The sequence below is a fragment of the Rhizobium cauense genome (assembly GCF_019511525.1).
In the GTDB taxonomy this organism is placed as follows: Bacteria; Pseudomonadota; Alphaproteobacteria; order Rhizobiales; family Rhizobiaceae; genus Rhizobium; species Rhizobium cauense.
Map to the genome: position 1 here is coordinate 232,073 of NZ_JAEUAT010000009.1, position 15,910 is coordinate 247,982.

At 58.6% G+C, this 15,910-nt stretch carries 17 protein-coding genes; 9 read left to right on the top strand and 8 right to left on the bottom strand.

Annotation, left to right across the window (positions count from 1 at the left end; genetic code table 11):
• Window position 1 precedes the first annotated feature (1 nt).
• Window positions 2-427, top strand: coding sequence for an arsenate reductase (glutaredoxin) (gene arsC / locus JNB88_RS18820; RefSeq protein ID WP_220356763.1), 426 nt, complete (start codon window positions 2-4; stop codon window positions 425-427).
• Entirely contained in the window at window positions 384-1,130 is a 747-nt protein-coding gene (arsH, locus tag JNB88_RS18825) for an arsenical resistance protein ArsH (RefSeq protein ID WP_220356764.1), read from the top strand. Before arsC ends, arsH begins: the two co-directional genes overlap by 44 nt.
• 3 nt (window positions 1,131-1,133) lie before the next feature.
• Here arsH and JNB88_RS18830 read toward each other — a convergent pair whose 3' ends face one another.
• Genes JNB88_RS18830 through JNB88_RS18840 form a run of 3 tightly spaced genes read right to left on the bottom strand, consistent with a single transcriptional unit; the run spans window position 1,134 to window position 3,550 of the window.
• Window positions 1,134-1,940 carry a sulfite exporter TauE/SafE family protein gene (locus JNB88_RS18830; RefSeq protein ID WP_220356765.1) on the bottom strand — a complete coding sequence of 269 codons (807 nt, stop codon included), beginning with the start codon at window positions 1,938-1,940 and terminating at the stop codon, window positions 1,134-1,136.
• 43 nt (window positions 1,941-1,983) lie between these two features.
• Window positions 1,984-3,249 carry an arsenite efflux MFS transporter ArsK gene (gene arsK / locus JNB88_RS18835; protein ID WP_220356766.1) on the bottom strand — a complete coding sequence of 422 codons (1,266 nt, stop codon included), beginning with the start codon at window positions 3,247-3,249 and terminating at the stop codon, window positions 1,984-1,986.
• Entirely contained in the window at window positions 3,191-3,550 is a 360-nt protein-coding gene (locus JNB88_RS18840) for an ArsR/SmtB family transcription factor (RefSeq protein ID WP_220356767.1), read from the bottom strand. Before JNB88_RS18840 ends, arsK begins: the two co-directional genes overlap by 59 nt.
• Before the next feature lie 42 nt (window positions 3,551-3,592).
• On the opposite strand from JNB88_RS18840, the gene JNB88_RS18845 reads away from it, so the two are divergent.
• Window positions 3,593-4,108, top strand: coding sequence for a DUF6428 family protein (locus JNB88_RS18845; protein WP_037134933.1), 516 nt, complete (start codon window positions 3,593-3,595; stop codon window positions 4,106-4,108).
• A gap of 251 nt (window positions 4,109-4,359) precedes the next feature.
• Here JNB88_RS18845 and JNB88_RS18850 read toward each other — a convergent pair whose 3' ends face one another.
• The 3 genes from JNB88_RS18850 to JNB88_RS18860 are packed head-to-tail and all read right to left on the bottom strand — an operon-like array spanning window position 4,360 to window position 7,408.
• Window positions 4,360-5,571 carry an MFS transporter gene (locus tag JNB88_RS18850; protein WP_220356768.1) on the bottom strand — a complete coding sequence of 404 codons (1,212 nt, stop codon included), beginning with the start codon at window positions 5,569-5,571 and terminating at the stop codon, window positions 4,360-4,362.
• A 10-nt stretch (window positions 5,572-5,581) separates the two neighbouring features.
• On the bottom strand, window positions 5,582-6,406 hold the full coding sequence (locus tag JNB88_RS18855; RefSeq protein WP_220356769.1) for an aldo/keto reductase: 825 nt from the start codon (window positions 6,404-6,406) through the stop codon (window positions 5,582-5,584).
• An 18-nt stretch (window positions 6,407-6,424) separates the two neighbouring features.
• Complete coding sequence (locus JNB88_RS18860; RefSeq protein ID WP_220356770.1) at window positions 6,425-7,408, bottom strand: TIGR03571 family LLM class oxidoreductase; 984 nt, start codon at window positions 7,406-7,408, stop codon at window positions 6,425-6,427.
• A gap of 87 nt (window positions 7,409-7,495) precedes the next feature.
• On the opposite strand from JNB88_RS18860, the gene JNB88_RS18865 reads away from it, so the two are divergent.
• A complete protein-coding gene (locus tag JNB88_RS18865; protein WP_220356771.1) occupies window positions 7,496-8,398 on the top strand; it encodes a LysR family transcriptional regulator in 903 nt (300 codons plus the stop codon).
• Window positions 8,399-8,548: 150 nt separating this feature from the next.
• Here the strand turns inward: JNB88_RS18865 and JNB88_RS18870 are convergent, their stop codons facing one another.
• Window positions 8,549-9,490 carry an aldo/keto reductase gene (locus JNB88_RS18870; protein WP_220356772.1) on the bottom strand — a complete coding sequence of 314 codons (942 nt, stop codon included), beginning with the start codon at window positions 9,488-9,490 and terminating at the stop codon, window positions 8,549-8,551.
• 408 nt (window positions 9,491-9,898) lie between these two features.
• Here JNB88_RS18870 and JNB88_RS18875 point away from each other — a divergent pair, with 408 nt between their 5' ends.
• The 5 genes from JNB88_RS18875 to JNB88_RS18895 all read left to right on the top strand — a co-directional run bounded on the left by JNB88_RS18875 (window position 9,899) and on the right by JNB88_RS18895 (window position 15,061).
• Entirely contained in the window at window positions 9,899-11,425 is a 1,527-nt protein-coding gene (locus JNB88_RS18875) for an ABC transporter substrate-binding protein (protein WP_220356773.1), read from the top strand.
• A gap of 73 nt (window positions 11,426-11,498) precedes the next feature.
• Entirely contained in the window at window positions 11,499-12,440 is a 942-nt protein-coding gene (locus JNB88_RS18880) for an ABC transporter permease (protein WP_220356774.1), read from the top strand.
• The gene (locus JNB88_RS18885; RefSeq protein WP_220356775.1) at window positions 12,440-13,318 is read left to right on the top strand and encodes an ABC transporter permease; all 879 of its coding nucleotides are present in this window, start codon (window positions 12,440-12,442) and stop codon (window positions 13,316-13,318) included. The genes JNB88_RS18880 and JNB88_RS18885 overlap by 1 nt, the downstream gene beginning before the upstream one ends.
• A gap of 1 nt (window position 13,319) precedes the next feature.
• Window positions 13,320-14,528 carry an amidohydrolase/deacetylase family metallohydrolase gene (locus JNB88_RS18890; protein WP_220356776.1) on the top strand — a complete coding sequence of 403 codons (1,209 nt, stop codon included), beginning with the start codon at window positions 13,320-13,322 and terminating at the stop codon, window positions 14,526-14,528.
• A 20-nt stretch (window positions 14,529-14,548) separates the two neighbouring features.
• On the top strand, window positions 14,549-15,061 hold the full coding sequence (locus JNB88_RS18895; RefSeq protein ID WP_220356777.1) for a RidA family protein: 513 nt from the start codon (window positions 14,549-14,551) through the stop codon (window positions 15,059-15,061).
• Window positions 15,062-15,072: 11 nt separating this feature from the next.
• Here JNB88_RS18895 and JNB88_RS18900 read toward each other — a convergent pair whose 3' ends face one another.
• Complete coding sequence (locus tag JNB88_RS18900; protein ID WP_220356778.1) at window positions 15,073-15,897, bottom strand: IclR family transcriptional regulator; 825 nt, start codon at window positions 15,895-15,897, stop codon at window positions 15,073-15,075.
• Between the last annotated feature and the right edge of the window lie 13 nt (window positions 15,898-15,910).

Here is a 15,910-nt window from a genome sequence, read left to right on the forward strand (position 1 = left end):
CATGGACGCCACTATCTACCACAATCCAGCCTGTGGGACGTCTCGCAACACGCTGGCACTCATCCGCGCGGCTAGGATCGAACCCGCTGTCATCGAATACCTGCAAAATACCCCGTCGCGGGAACATCCCTTGAAAATGATCACGGACGCCGGTCTGAGAGTTCGCGAAGCGATCCGCGAGAAGGGCACGCCTTACGCCGAACTTGGCCTCGACAATCCCGAGCTAACCGACGACCAGTTGCTGGATGCGATGCTCGCTACACCGATACTGATCAACAGGCCGTTTGTTATCACCACGATGGGGACGCGGTTGTCGCGCCCCTGCGAGGTCGTTCTGGACATCCTTCCTGCTGATGCCTTCAAAGGGCCATTCACCAAGGAAGATGGCGAAGAGGTTCTCGACGAGGAAGGAAAGCGAATTGTCTGATAAACTTCCCGCGCTGCACGCCGAGCACCTCCATTCAACGGATCTCGAATCCCTCCGGCCTGAATTTTCAAGCCACAAGCCACGCATCCTGATCCTGTACGGATCACTACGCGAGGTTTCGTATAGCCGGCTTCTTGCCTTCGAAGTCTGCCGCCTGCTCGAACGGCTTGGATGTGAGGTGCGGATATTCGATCCGACGGGATTGCCGCTTCCGGACGAAGCGCCGGTCAGTCATCCCAAGGTGCAGGAGCTCCGTGAGCTCTCCCAATGGTCGGAAGGCCAGGTCTGGATCAGCCCGGAGCGCCACGGCGCCATGACCGGCATCATGAAGTCGCAGATCGACTGGATCCCGCTGTCGCTCGGCTCCGTCCGCCCGACACAGGGCAAGACGCTGGCTGTGATGGAAGTTTCCGGTGGCAGCCAGTCCTTCAACGCGGTGAACCAAATGCGCATTCTCGGCCGCTGGATGCGGATGATCACCATCCCCAACCAGAGCAGCGTGGCGAAGGCGTTTCAGGAATTCGACGCCCAAGGCCGGATGAAGCCTTCCCCCTATTATGACCGCGTCGTCGACGTCTGCGAAGAGTTGGTGAAGTTCACCATTCTTACGCGCGATGCCTCGTGCTATCTGACCGACCGCTACAGCGAGCGGAAGGAAGAGGCAGCCGAGCTGGAGAAGCGCGTCGCGCTGAAGTCGATCTGACGGCTATTTATGCCGCCAAACTTTGATCGCTGACAGAAGCAGGATCACCGCGAGCGCAGGCAACAGCACCGCGCTCGGAACGATCCCAAGCAATTGTCCCCCGATGAACGTGCCGACAACCGAACCTGCGGCCATGACCAACAGGAAAGATTTGTTGCAGCCGAGGACCGAGAAGCTCTGATCACGGCTGTATCGGGTGAACCCGACCAGCATCGTCGGCAGGCTGACGGCAAGTGAGAGAGATCCTGCAAGCTTGATGTCTGCACCGAAGAGGAGCACGAGCATCGGGATCAAAAGTTCACCGCCTGCCACGCCGAGCAGTGAGGCGACGATACCGATCACAAACCCCGCGACGATACCTGCTGCGATCTGTGCACCGCCCGACAGAAGCGGCTGTCCCACTGCGGCATCGTGGCCGAGGATCAGAACGAGCGCGATAGCCACGAGAAGCGCCGAGATGACCTTATACAATGTCTCGGACTTCAGACGGGTCGCCCACCCGGCGCCGAACCAAGCGCCAGCAAGGCTTCCGGCCAACAAGTTGACGACAACCTGCCAATGCGAGCCGATCTCACTGAATGGTACGGTCGCCGCACGGAACGGCAGGGCTGATGCGACTACCACCAGGCTCATCGCCTTGTTGAGAATGACGGCCTCAAGTGCTGCGAAGTTGAAGATGCCGATGAGTAGAGGAAGACGGAATTCGGCCCCGCCAAGTCCGACCAGGCCACCCAACGCCCCGATGATCCCACCGCCGGCGAAGGCCGGAACGAGCTTTCTTTGCGCCGTGTCGTTAGTCGTCTCGGTCATTTGATCGCCCTGTCAGGTTTAGGCGCGCTTATCCGAACAAAACTCAGGCGTTTTTTGCAAGGGCACCGGTAGCCCGTGCTCTTGCAGATGTCGCCACCGCGACAAACGCCGCAATGCTGATCGCGCCGAGACAGGTGAGTGCGGCCAGTGCGAAGCTCAAGCCGATATTCTCCATTGCCGCTGCAAATACGAACGGTGCTCCTGCACCAACTGCCAGTCGAGCAGCAGCCATCTTGCCGAGGATCGCACCGTATCCGTCAGATCCGAACAGATAGAGGGGCAGGCTTCCCTGCGCGATGCTGTTGATGCCGGAGCCAAGACCCACGCAGATGGCGAACGCAATCGCACCCGGCAACCAGTTGCCAGTCACCAGGAGGATCAGGACACCGAACACGATCAGCACGGCGGCCAGAACGGCGAGTGCCGGCGGCGACAGGTTTTTCCCGAAGACCATGTTGATCAGACGGCTGAGAACCTGAGCAGGACCGAACAGGGAGCCGATGACGACTGCGGCGGCACCTAGCCCGATTGAACCGAGCATCGGCACCATATGTGCAAGGATGGCGGCGAGCGTGAAGCCGAGGAGCGCGAAGGCAAACGAAACTATGAGCATCGCACGGCGCCGTGCATGAGGCGGGATCGTCCCGACCACCGCCTCCCGCGTACGGTTCGTCCCTTCGCCGGCTTTGTGCCCGAACTTTCTGATCCAGAAGTGGAGCGGCATACAGAAGAAGAGGTTTAGAGCCGCAAAGACGAGATAGATTTCGCGCCAGGAGAGATATTCCGTGAGAGCTGCCGAGATTGGCCAGAAGATCGTCGAGGCAAAGCCACCGATCAGCGTCAAGTACGTGATGCTACGGGAAGCGGTGAGAGGATCGCTCTCGACCAGTGCAGCGAATGCCGCCTGATATTGCACCATTCCTGAAGACACTTCCAGCATGATGATGGCGATGGCAAAGACTGCGACCGAGGGCGACCAGGCGCAAAGCACAAGCGTCAGCGCCGCAAGCATCGAGCCGATCGTCATGATCGTCGCTGCGCCAATCCGGTCCATTTGCTTGCCGATGTAGGTGGCAGATAGGCCGCCGATGAACAGGGACATAGAGAACACCCCAAACACCTCGGCCAACGAAAGTCCAAGGTCTTCAGCCATTCCGGGCGCCAGAATGCTGAAGCTGTAATAGAGGGTGCCATAGCCAATGATCTGCGTCAGACCGAGGGCCGAGACGATGATTGCGGGGATTTTGGAACTATGCAACGACGTCACTCTTGTCGGTGGCACTGCAACATCCGTCTCTACGCTCGACATTTTCCCTGATCGCCGGATGCCCGGCACAGCAGTCCTCCATCAGGAATTTGACGAGATCGGCCAGGCTCGCATAGTTGGCACTATAAAAGATCGACCGCGATACTCGCCTTTGCGAGATTAGCCCGGATCGCTCCAGCTCCTTTAGATGGAAGGAGACATTCGTCGCAGAGACGCCCATGCGTTCGGCGATCGCACCTGCAGCCAGTCCGTCCGGGCCAGCGACAACAAGTGCCCGAACGATGGCAAGGCGCGTCTGTTGGGAGAGTGCGCCGAATGACGAGAGGGCTTGACCTTCATCCATATTTCAATAATCCTAGAATCATTGGATGAATGGATAGCGCACATGAACGTGATCGACAAGCCACTTTCGAGCGACATCACTCTCGGCGTTCTCCTGGACGCCCTCGCGGCGGTGCCGGATGCGCCGCTGGTGTTCAGTTACGACGGCAATTCCGTGCGGCCGGGCTATCACGTAACCGAGGTCAAGGCCGGGCAGTTCTCGGCGCTTGACTGTGGTGCCAATCCCGAAGCCTGGGCGGAGATCTTCGTCCAGCTCTGGGATATCGACGAAGACGGCCGCACGCACATGCCGGCCGGCAAGTTTTTGGCAATCATAAGCAAGGTTTCCGACCACGTGCGGCTAGAGCCATCGGCGAAGCTCACATTCGAGGTCAGTGACGGAGAGCGGCCGATGTCCCTCTATTGCGCGTCCGCGCCGCGGCTCATAGCCGGCTCCTTCGAGGTGTGCCTTACCGCCCGACCGGCAAGCTGTAAGCCGCGCGACCGCTGGCTGGCGGAGAAGCAGGCAACATCGTCATGCTGCGGTCCAGCTGCCAACGGGTCGAAGTGTTGCGCGTAGCCAATTCTCCAGCTCGGAGCGTTTGTAGGGTGCTGAGCTTGCCCAGCTGCCTTCTCGGAAGCGCGGCTTCTAGCAACGGGCTTTGCGTAGCCTCGGGCTTGGAATTTCCGATCTTTATATCGATCCGCTCAAGTTGAATAGCAGGACTGTTTCACCAACGAGGCAGGGATTTAAGGCTCACTATGTGTGGGCCAATGTCGGCCGAAACCGCTGCGTCAGCCGTCTGGTTCGGCCAAGCAGTCAGCGGCAAGTCAATGGCGAGTGACCGCTGTCGTCGCCCTGTTGCTCCCTGGGGCTGCCATCACGAGGAGCAGGCCGGCTGCCGCCAGCAGGCCGCCAGCAATTGGGATAGCCTGATAGCCTAGTCCGAGGCTGAGTACACCACCGCCCACGGCCGCTCCGACGGCGTTCCCAAGATTGAAGGCGCCGACATTGATCGATGAGGCCAGTCCAGGCGCCTCCGCAGCCGTTTGCATGACGCGCATCTGCACCGGCGGTACAATGGCAAAGGTCGCGGCACCCCAAATGAGAAGACCGATCGCTGCGCCCGCGTGGCTGCTGAGGAGGAACGGCATTGCAAACATGATGACGGCCAGTACGGCAAGGAAGAGCCGCGTGGCCCCATCGAGCGACCAGTCGGCAAGGCGCCCACCCAGTCCGTTTCCAATGGTGAAGCCTACACCGATCAGAACAAGTGCGAGGGTCACGAAGCGGTTCGAAGCACCGGTCAGTTCAGCAAGGATCGGGGCCACATAGGTGTAGAGGGTGAACATGGCACCGGCGCCCATGACAGTTGTTGCCATGGCGAGCAGGACAACAGGACGCGTCAAGACCTTCAACTCCTCGGTAATGTTGGGCACCTTGCCTGCCTCGCCTCTCGGCAGCGAGAACCAAAGTGCCGTGATTGCGGCAAGTCCTAGGACCGCCGTACCTGCGAATGCCGTTCGCCAACCAATCTGTTGCCCGACCCAGGTTGCTGCTGGAACCCCGCCGATGTTGGCGATCGTCAGTCCCATGAACATGGTTGCAACCGCACTTGCCTGCTTTTCCTTGGGCACGACACTGGCTGCGACAATCGAGCCGAGGCCAAAGAAAGCACCGTGGTTGAGGCTTGTCACCAACCGCGCCAGCAAGAGCGTTGTGTAGCCGGGCGCCAGCGCGGAGAGCAGGTTGCCGACGGTAAAGATCACCATCAATAGAATGAGCGCGGTCCGCTTGCCGAAACGGCTAAATGCCAGCGTCATGAAGGGAGCACCCACCATGACACCAATCGCATAGGCGCTGACCAACTGGCCGGCCGTGGGAATGGATACGTCCACACCTTGCGCGATTACCGGCAATAGGCCCATCGGCGTAAACTCTGTGGTGCCAATGCCGAAGGCGCCGATTGCAAGTGCCAGGAGCGGCCAGTTAAAGCCGCTCCTGTTGGTCGCAAAATCCTTTGCTCTGAAGTTCTGCGTCATGTTCGCTACCTTATCTATCCCAGACAGGAGCAAGGCCAGGAGGGCTGACCAGACGACCGTCAGGGCGGGCACGCTTGCCAATTGCCACCATGTCGTCACCGCTCAGCTCGAAATCGAAGATCGCGAAGTTTTCGGCGACACGTTCAGTCTTCGCCGTTTTCGAAAGTGCTACAAATCCGCGTTGGATCAGCCAACGGAGCGTGACCTGGGCGGCGCTTTTCCCATACTTTTCGCCGATGGCAATCAGTGCCGGGTCGTGGACGACCGCGCCATCAGCCATCCCGAAATAAGCGGTGATAGCAACGCCTGCGGCCTGCGCAGCATTGGCAGCCGTCGTCTGGTCGAGGTAGGGATGGACTTCAATCTGGTTGGTGACGATCGGCGCCGTACTCTTCGCGATCGACTCCTTCATCTGTGCGACGTTCTGGTTGCTGACTCCAATGAACCGGCTCTTGCCGGAGGCGTGGACGGAATTCAGCTGCTCGACTTGATCGGCGATCGAAACCTTGTTCGCTGGCCAGTGAAGAAGGAGGAGATCGACTTGATTCACTCCCAACCTCTCGAGGCTTTCGTCGACCGAGCCCATGAATTTTTCCGGGTCGTAGTTGTCTACCCAGACTTTCGTTGTCAGAAACAGGTCATCGCGACGTGCTCCCGCCTTTTCGAGCGCCCGACCGAGCGCGGCCTCGTTCTGATAGATCTGGGCCGTGTCGAAGTGGCGAAAGCCAGCTTCCAGTGCAGCAGGCACCACACGCTCGACCTCATCATCGCTCATCCGGAAAACTCCGAAGCCGAGTGCCGGGATGGCCGCCCCGTTTGCGTTGACGAATTTCATTTCAACTTCTCCTTAAGATCACGCGGCAACTGCAGCGGTTTTTTTGCCGAGCTGCGGCATCACATCTGCGGCGAGCTCGTCGATGACGTCGGCAAGCGGACGGGCCGACTGGCGAAGATTTACGGCAATATGGTCGACACCGGCCTCGGCCAGCTTTTGGAAGTGCTCGATCAGCGCTTTGCGTCCAAGGCGCGCACCGAAGCGAATGGGATTGGCAGGCGTATCAGCCTGGTCGACGAGGTCGAGATGGAAGGCGCTTATAAAAGCGCCGCGTCCTGCGGTTGCCCGCGACCAGGCGCTCGCCTGCATCGCCAGCCTTTCCAGACCTGCTGGATAGACGAAGCGGCCGTCCATATGTTCGGCAAGCCAGTCGTCGCTCTGGCGTGCCTGCCCGGCAACCACCATGGGAATACTCTGCTGTGCGGGCCGAGGCAGCAGATCGAGGCTCGCAATGCGCTCGCCGTCAACCGGCAGGCCACCAGCCTGCCATGCCGTCTTCAGGTAGGTGACATGTTTGCGAAACGCTTCGCCGCGGCTCTCGAAATCTATACCGAGCAGCGGATATTCGACTGGCCTGTCTCCCGATGCTACGCCGAGAATTAGACGCCCGCCGGAGAGCGCATCGGCCGAAGCGACTGCCTTGGCTGTTAACAGCGGGTGGCGGATCGGCAGCACGACTGCGGCTGTTCCGAGCGCAACATTGCTTGTAACGCCGGCCAGGAAGCCAAGCAGGGTGAAAACGTCGTAGACTGAACCTGCGTCCCCCATGTTGACCTGATCGAAAACAGGAACATCGCGTACCCAAATTCCGGCAAAACCTCGTTCGTCAGCACGGCGCACGAGCATCGTCTGTGCCGAAAGGTCGGGAACGCCGCGAGCGCGCCCTGCGGCCACCCGGCGAGTTTCGCCCTCCGGCGACCAGTCATTGTCGAGCGGCAGTTCGATGCCGAGGGTCAGGCGATCCGGTCGGCGGATCAGGTCGATTGCTGAATTCTTTGACATGTTCGCTAGATATGCCCTGCAATCCGACTTGATAATCCGCTCGCATTCCACATTATCTGTGAAAGTTTTTCACAGATGGAGACGGTAGTGGATAATCGGACAGGCGAGATGCAAGTATTCCTTCGTGTCGTTGAGGCTGGCAGTTTTTCCGAAGCCGCGCGGTTGCTCAGAATGACGCCGTCCACGATCAGCAAACTGATCGCGCGCCTTGAGGGTCGCCTTGGTGTTCGCCTGCTGGAGCGCTCGACCCGCCGCCTCTCACTGACAGCCGAAGGGCAAATCTATTACGAGCGTGGAAAATCGCTGCTGTCTGAATTCGACGAGGTTGAACGCGAGCTTTCGCTTGGCGCGGCCAGCACCGGCGGAACGGTGCGGGTGAATGCATCGGTGGCCTTCGGGGTCCTCGGGCTTGAACCGCTTCTTCCCGATTTCTGGGGAGCCTATCCAAATATCGTCGTCGATCTATCGTTGTCGGATGAGATCGTCGATCTCTATCTCGACAGGACCGATGTCGCATTCCGAGTGGGATCCTTGCCTGACTCATCCATGATGGCTCGCAGGATCGGTTCGGCGCGCAGAAAGATCGTCGCAGCACCTGCCTACCTAGAAAAGCATGGCATCCCAGTGTCGGTTGACGATCTCACACGTCATAACTGCCTCGGCTTCAATTTCCGCCGGTCCGCACCGGTTTGGCCGCTCAAGGAAAGCGGGCGGATCGTGGATAGAGCGGTCAACGGCTCACTGTTGGCCAACAATGGTGAGACTGTTCGAAGGTTGGCGATTGCCGGCGTCGGGCTTGCCCGGATGGGTGATTATCATGCACGTGATGACCTGGCCGCAGGAAGGCTGGTCGAAGTACTTGCCGACACGGTTCCCGAAGACGAGGAACATATTCATGCCCTCTACCTTGGCGGCGCACGCATGCCGCAACGGGTCAGAGCCTTTCTCGATTTCGTGTGCCCACGGTTGCAGGCGTTTCTTCAGCACTGACTGCGAACGCGACCAGGTAAGCGGTCGCTGCCGCGCTTTTGGAGCAAGCGGACTCATCTGCCGATGCCGTGATCTCATTCATCAAGGATACCGGAATGATCGATCATTCCGCGAAGGCAGGGTAACAACCGTCACTGGCAGCCATAAGCGCTAGTTCAAAGCGACAGAATTGAATCTGGACCAAACGTGGTCAGGAATTGGATCCTCAAGGCCATCCACCATACGCGTCAGTCGCTCCGGATTGGTTGTGCCAAGGACGGCCGATGCGACCGAAGGGTTCAAGAGCGGGAACTGCAGTGCCGCGCTTTCCAGGCGGATGTCGGACACATGAGCGATATCTTGAGCCATCTTGGCATAAGGAGTTGCAGGATTGCCCTCTGGCTGTGCCTGATCATCGGCAAGCAGCACGCCTCCATGGAAAATTCCGCCGATAATCAGTGGTGTTCCTGACCTCTGACAAACCCCGAGGAGCCGCGTGCCGGCCGTTCGGTCGATCAGCGTGTACTTCCCGGAAAGCATGACACAGTCGAGCTTGACCCTGTGCATGATGTCGAGACACACGCCCACGTCGTTCACTCCAATACCGAACGCGGTGATGTTGCCGTTGGCCTTGAGTTCTTCGAGCGCCCTGATGCCGCTCTCAAGGAAGCGCGGTAAATGGCGCCGATAGTCTGCGAGACCAAGTGTTGGGACTTCGATGTCATCAGCCAGAAGCAGATCAATTGTCGACAGCCCTAGCCGAGCCATGCTGAATTCGAATGATCGCATAACGCCATCATAGGTATAGTCGTATGTTAATTCGAACGGCATGACGCCTGCGGGTCGGCCTCTTACCGGCGACAGAATTTTTCCGACCTTTGTGGACAGAACGTAGGATGAGCGATCCTTCGTTCGAAGGAAGTCGCCGAGACGGCGCTCGGAGAGCCCAAGTCCATAGCCAGGCGCTGTATCGAAGTATCGGATTCCGGAGGCCCAGGCGGTATTCAGGACTGCCTCACAATCCTGCAATCGGTTGAGATCGCCGATGCGAGCGGCACCATATCCGATTTTGGACAGCTGGAGTGGCGCCGTACCGAGCTGGCGAAATTCCATTAGGGTCGCGATCCATTTCTCATGACTGGGATGTCCACGTGAGGAACGCTGGCGACGAGAGCATTGCAGCTCGAAGCCGCTGCGAGATCAATCTGCATTTGCTACTCCTGTCTGGTTGCATCAACGCAACGACGTATGACCTTCGTCCCGATGTCGCAATACCCCGACATCGAGATCCACCTTGAAACCCTACGCGGACTGGGGAGCAGCGTTCAAGGTCCCGTTGCGATTCTCCATCACATCGCGAGAGCGAACTCACGAACAGCACTGTCACTCGTACCCGTAACGTCATGGCTTTTTGCTGGCGGCTGACTCGTGTCGCGGCCTGCCATTGACACCACAGTGACACCATGTATTCTTTTATAAAAGTGCATATAACATAATTGTGGAACAAAACGGGAGATAGCTATGAGAATGAAGCTTGCGCTGCTTGTCGCCACGGCGTTGATCGTGACACCGTCCTTTCTGCAGGCACAAGAAAAAGGCGGCGTAATCAACGTCGCAACGATTGGTGAGCCTCCGACACTTGATCCGATGACCTCGACGGCCGACCTCGTTGGCATTGTCACGCAGCATATCTTCGAGACGCTCTACACGTTCGATAAGAAGTGGGCCGTAACACCGCTGCTGGCAGAGAGCCTTCCCGAGGTTAGCGCGGACGGCAAAACCTACACAATCAAACTGCGCACGGGCATCAAGTTTCACGACGGCAGCGACATGGCATCCGACGACGTCGTCGCCTCGCTCACACGTTGGACCAAGCTCGCTTCACGCGGAAAGCAAGCTTCGGGCTTTATCGAGTCGATCGCCGCAACCGACCCTTCGACCGTTACAATCAAATTGAAGCAGCCCTACGCGCCACTGGTCTCACTGCTCGCCTTTAACAACTCCGCTGCGATCATCATCCCTGCGGAAAAGCAGGCCGACACGATGACCGATTTTATCGGTACTGGCCCCTACATGCTGAAGGAGCGCAAGGCTGACCAATATATCCAGCTCGTCCGATTCGATGGCTACAAGCCGCGCTCCGGTGACAGTGATGGCTACGGTGGTGCGCGCCATCAGTATCTCGATGAAGTCCGTTTCGTTCCGGTGCCGGACCCGAACACTCGCGTCGAGGCGGCAGTCTCTGGCCAATATGACTACATCGACTCGCTTCCGGTCGAATCTTTCGACAAGCTCAAGGCGTCAAATGCAACCCAGCCGCTGCTCCTGAAGCCATTTGGCTATCCGGTCTTTGTCTTTAACACGGCCTCTGGCGTCACCAAGAATGTTGCGATCCGCAAGGCAATTCGCCAGGCGCTCAGCATGGAAGACATGATGGCAGCCGCCTTCGGCGGTACGGACTTCTTTGCTGCTGATGGCAATATTTATCCCAGTAATTTCGCCTGGAGCACGGACGCTGGCGTTGAGGGCAACTACAACCTCGCAGATCCGGAGGGCGCAGCCACGGCCGCCAAGGACGCGGGCTACGCAGGAGAACCGATCCGCATCCTGACCAGCCGGCAATACGAGTTCCACTACAAGATGGCACAGGTCGCTGCCGAATATCTGAAGCTTGCCGGTTTCACCGTCGATCTGCAGGTGGTCGACTGGGCAACCTTGACGCAACGGCGTACCGACAAGGCACTCTGGGACATTTACATTAGCCACAGCCCGTTCCTGCCCGAACCGGCTCTGATCGGCTCGCTTTCTCCAAGTTCGCCTGGCTGGTGGGATACGCCTGCTCGCAAGGCCGTGGTCGATGCATTCACGACAGAGGTTGACCCAAATAAGCGCGTAGAGCTCTGGGCCAACGTCCAGAAGACGATGTACGACGAAGTCCCGTTTATGAAGATTGGCGACTTCAACGCCGTTTCGGCTATGTCGACGAAGCTTCAAGGTGTGGATCCCGCTCCTTGGCCATACTTCTGGAACGCATCGGTCAAGAAGTAAGCGCGATCGCCGCGGGTGCCGGCTTTGGCCGGCATCCACTATCGCGCTCATGTGGACACCGGAGCCGCTTTCCATGATACGCTACATTCTCCAGCGCCTTCTCGGCATGATCGTTGTGATGTTCCTTGTCGTCACGATCGTCTTCGTGATCGTTCGTGTGACACCCGGCGACCCGGCCGCCGTCATGCTCGGCCCAGATGCGACAACCCAGGACGTTGTCGAGTTGCGCGCACGGCTCGGTCTCGACCAGTCGATCGTCGTCCAATACTTCTTCTATATTGGCCAGCTCCTGAAAGGGGATCTCGGCCAGTCAATATTCCTCAATATGCCGGTAACGTCAGCTCTTCTCGAGCGCGCCGAGCCGACCTTCTTTCTGACGATTTTCTCGCTCTTGATCGCAAGCGTCTTCGCATTGCCGATCGGGATCTATGCGGCATACCGGCGTGGCTCGTTCATCGATCAGATCTCGACAACTATCGCCATGCTGGCCGCGAGCATCCCGAGTTTTTGGCTCGGCCTCATTCTTATGCAGTTCTTTGCCGTACGTCTGAACGTATTTCCTGTCTCGGGCTACGGCGGTCCCGGCGCATCGTTCCTTGAGCGTATGAACCACCTGACGCTGCCGGCGTTCGCGCTCGGTCTTGTGTCCTCGGCGCTGATCCTGCGTTTCACTCGGGCCTCGATGCTCGATGTGCTCGGTGACGACTATATTCGCACAGCGCGTGCCAAGGGATTGGTCGAACACCGCGTCGTGCTCAAGCATGCGCTGAAGAACGCATTGATCCCAATTCTGACCGTCCTTGGCCTCACTGCCGCCGTTCTGATCTCGGGCGCCGTGGTAACCGAGACAGTGTTTGGCCTTCCGGGTGTCGGCAATCTTGTCGTCTCTGCAGTGCTCCGACGTGACTACCCCGTCATACAGGGCGCGCTGTTGGTCATCGCCGGCCTCTACGTCCTCATCAATTTCGCAATCGACATGCTTTATCTCCTCGTCGATCCAAGGGTGCGCTACTGATGACCGATATCGCAACCACAACCGAGAGACCCGCTGGAAACGAGCGAAGCAAATTTGTTCGCCGTCTGTTGAAACGCAAGACGGTTGCAGCCGGCGTCATCGTGCTGACCATCTTCGTGCTGTTGGCAGCGTTCGCACCCTGGATTGCACCTTACTCGCCATCGAAGCTCTCAATCGTCAACCGCCTGAAGCCGCCGAGTGAAATATTCTGGTTCGGCACCGACGAGTTTGGCCGCGATGTGTTTTCACGCACCATCTATGCCGGCCGTCTCTCATTGCTGGTCGGCGCCGCTGTTGTCGCACTCTCCGCGTTGATCGGAGTGACACTCGGTCTGCTTGCTGGATTCTTCCAGAAGCTCGATACACCGATTGCCCGATTGATCGATGCGATGATGTCCTTTCCCGACATCCTTCTGGCCATTGCGCTTGTCGCAGCACTTGGGCCATCACTGACGACGGTTATCGTTGCATTGTCGATCGTCTACTCGCCGCGCCTGGCGCGCATCGTTCGTGCCTCGACGCTGGTCATTCGGGAACTTCCCTATGTTGAAGCAGCACAGGCGCTGGGCATCTCTACCTTCCATATCATGACGCGGCATGTGCTTCGCAATCTTCTCTCCCCTATCCTGGTGCAGGGCACCTTCCTGTTTGCAAGCGCCATGCTTGCCGAGGCTGGACTTTCATTCCTTGGCCTCGGTGTCAGCCCTGAAATCCCGACGTGGGGAACCATGATCGCAGCTGGCCGACAGTATATCGGTCAGGCCGACTGGATGACCTATTTCCCGGGCTTTGCCATCATCCTCTCCGTGCTGTCGCTACAAATGGTTGGCGATGGTCTGCGGGACATGCTCGATCCAAGACTTCGAAAGGACCTTTAGAATGACCGGTGAAAAAGCGGGCAAGCCGCTCCTCGTCACCAACGTAAAGCCAATGGCTTTTGGACCCACGGTATCCTCCGGTGCGACCGATATCCTGGTTGGCGCTGACGGCAAGATTGCTGCAATCGGCCCCTCACTGGCTGCGCCCGCGGACGCCGAGCGCATCGACGCAAAAGGTGCCTGGATCTCGCCAGGCTGGGTAGACCTGCACGTGCATATCTGGCACGGCGGAACAGACATTTCCATCCGTCCGTCGGAATGCGGCGCCGAGCGAGGTGTCACGACGCTGGTTGATGCAGGCTCAGCCGGTGAAGCCAACTTCCATGGATTTCGTGAATACATCATCGAACCATCGAGGGAGCGTATCAAGGCATTCCTGAACCTTGGCTCAATTGGTCTCGTTGCCTGTAACCGCGTCGCTGAACTGCGAGATATCCGAGACATCGATCTTGATCGCATCCTAGAATGCTACGCGCAAAACAGTGAACACATCGTCGGTCTGAAAGTGCGTGCAAGCCACGTCATCACCGGTTCATGGGGTGTGACACCCGTCAAGCTCGGCAAGAAGATCGCCAAGATCCTCAAGATCCCGATGATGGTCCATGTCGGCGAACCACCGGCACTTTATGATGAAGTGCTCGAGATCCTCGGGCCCGGCGATGTCGTCACCCATTGCTTTAACGGCAAGGCGGGGTCGAGCATCATGGAAGATGAAGATCTCTTCAATCTCGCCGAACGCTGTGCAGGCGAAGGCATTCGGCTCGACATCGGGCACGGCGGCGCGTCCTTCTCCTTTAAGGTGGCGGAAGCTGCGATCGCACGCGGACTGCTGCCGTTTTCCATTTCGACTGACCTGCATGGTCATTCGATGAACTTCCCGGTCTGGGACCTTGCAACCACGATGTCGAAACTTCTGTCGGTCGGCATGCCTTTCGACAAGGTCGTCGAGGCCGTAACCCACGCGCCGGCCTCGGTGATAAAGCTCTCGATGGAAAACCGCCTGTCGGTCGGCGAAAGGGCGGATTTCACGATCTTCGACCTCGTTGATGCCGATCTCGAAGCGACCGATTCCAACGGCGACGTTTCCCGTCTGCAGAGGCTGTTCGAACCGCGCTACGCGGTGATTGGATCGGAGGCAATCACGGCGAGCCGCTACATTCCGCGGGCCCGCAAGCTCGTTCGTCACAGCCACGGTTACTCGTGGCGCTGAACGGAAGACATGAAAACCGTATGATAGGAGTGGACGTGAATACGTCGTCAGCAACGGCCGCGTCAGCAATGCAAACGCCTTACGAGCGCCTCGCAACGCTCGGCATCACCTTGCCATCGCCACCGCCGCCGATCGCAAATTTCATCACCCATGTGCGCGAAGGCAACATCCTCTACCTCTCGGGCCAAGGTCCCCGGGAAGCCGATGGCCATCTTCATGCCGGCAAGGTCGGCAGTGACGTGAGCATAGAAGAGGCCTATCAGCATGCTCGACTGACCGGCATCAATCTCCTTGCGGTCATGCACGATGCGCTCGGTGATCTTTCCCGAGTGAAGCGGGTCGTCAAGCTGCTCGGCATGGTCAACGCCGTGCCGCATTTTGAAAGTCATCCAAGCGTCATCAATGGATGCTCGGACCTCTTTGTCGAGGTGTTTGGCGAGGCCGGCCAGCATGCGCGCTCGGCTGTCGGCTTCGGCTCGCTGCCCGGTAACATCACCGTCGAGATCGAGGCGATCGTCTCGCTCAACGATTGAGGAGGTTTACGTCAGTGATTGCGCCATCCCATCAACGTCTCGATCCTCTGCGCCGAAGCGCGCACCTGTTCGGTGTAGTGGCTCTCGTCGGAAAGCACTTTCTGCTCCGGCAACACGATAGAGATGGTGGCAACGCACTCGCCTTCGCGGTCGCAGACCGGCGAGGCGATGCAGGCAACGGCGTAATCCGACTCGGCGACCTGGATCGAAAGCCGCTCTTCAAAGGCCCTTCCGGCCGCATCGGAGAGTGTCAACGCATCGATCTCAGCGCGTCCAGTTGGCGAGGTCCGCGCGCAGCGCTTGAACAACTCTATCCGCTCGCTCTTTGGCAAATGGCCGACAAGCAGCCTGCCAGACGCCGTCCAGTTCAGCGGCACGCGGGTACCGACGCGCGAGGCCACCTGAAAATGGCTCGGCCCGTCCGCCATCGCCAGGACGAGCATGTAGTCGCCGTCGCGACCGCAGACCTGAACGGTTTCGCCGGCCTGCCGGCAAAGATCATGCATTTCATGGGTAGCAACACTCATGAAATCGAGCGACCGCGCGTAGGCAAGTCCGTAGTGATAGAGGCGAGAACCAAGCCAGATCGAACCATCCGACTTGCGGGCCAGAAGGTTCTTTTCGACCAGATCTTCAATGATGACATAGACGGTCGAAAGCGGAGCGCGGACTGCCTTGGCGATCGCATAAGCGCCGGCCGGAGAACCGGTTTCATAAAGATAATCAATAACCTGCAACGCGCGGTCGATGCCACTTACGCGAGAGCGTCGCGCGCCCTTCAGGTTGCCTGCCTCAGCCTCCTCAAGAGGGGCTGCCGATGAGGTCTCGATGTCCAATTCACCGCTCCAC

What these genes read in the sequence shown, in the direction of transcription:
- arsC (WP_220356763.1), top strand. Translation starts at nt 2, where the DNA reads ATGGACGCCACTATCTACCACAATCCAGCCTGTGGGACGTCTCGCAAC.
- JNB88_RS18860 (WP_220356770.1), bottom strand. Translation starts at nt 7,408, where the DNA reads ATGTCAAAGAATTCAGCAATCGACCTGATCCGCCGACCGGATCGCCTG.
- JNB88_RS18890 (WP_220356776.1), top strand. Translation starts at nt 13,320, where the DNA reads ATGACCGGTGAAAAAGCGGGCAAGCCGCTCCTCGTCACCAACGTAAAG.
- JNB88_RS18875 (WP_220356773.1), top strand. Translation starts at nt 9,899, where the DNA reads ATGAGAATGAAGCTTGCGCTGCTTGTCGCCACGGCGTTGATCGTGACA.
- JNB88_RS18870 (WP_220356772.1), bottom strand. Translation starts at nt 9,490, where the DNA reads ATGGAATTTCGCCAGCTCGGTACGGCGCCACTCCAGCTGTCCAAAATC.
- JNB88_RS18845 (WP_037134933.1), top strand. Translation starts at nt 3,593, where the DNA reads ATGAACGTGATCGACAAGCCACTTTCGAGCGACATCACTCTCGGCGTT.
- JNB88_RS18885 (WP_220356775.1), top strand. Translation starts at nt 12,440, where the DNA reads ATGACCGATATCGCAACCACAACCGAGAGACCCGCTGGAAACGAGCGA.
- arsH (WP_220356764.1), top strand. Translation starts at nt 384, where the DNA reads ATGGCGAAGAGGTTCTCGACGAGGAAGGAAAGCGAATTGTCTGATAAA.
- JNB88_RS18830 (WP_220356765.1), bottom strand. Translation starts at nt 1,940, where the DNA reads ATGACCGAGACGACTAACGACACGGCGCAAAGAAAGCTCGTTCCGGCC.
- JNB88_RS18840 (WP_220356767.1), bottom strand. Translation starts at nt 3,550, where the DNA reads ATGGATGAAGGTCAAGCCCTCTCGTCATTCGGCGCACTCTCCCAACAG.
- JNB88_RS18880 (WP_220356774.1), top strand. Translation starts at nt 11,499, where the DNA reads ATGATACGCTACATTCTCCAGCGCCTTCTCGGCATGATCGTTGTGATG.
- JNB88_RS18850 (WP_220356768.1), bottom strand. Translation starts at nt 5,571, where the DNA reads ATGACGCAGAACTTCAGAGCAAAGGATTTTGCGACCAACAGGAGCGGC.
- JNB88_RS18855 (WP_220356769.1), bottom strand. Translation starts at nt 6,406, where the DNA reads ATGAAATTCGTCAACGCAAACGGGGCGGCCATCCCGGCACTCGGCTTC.
- arsK (WP_220356766.1), bottom strand. Translation starts at nt 3,249, where the DNA reads ATGTCGAGCGTAGAGACGGATGTTGCAGTGCCACCGACAAGAGTGACG.
- JNB88_RS18895 (WP_220356777.1), top strand. Translation starts at nt 14,549, where the DNA reads ATGATAGGAGTGGACGTGAATACGTCGTCAGCAACGGCCGCGTCAGCA.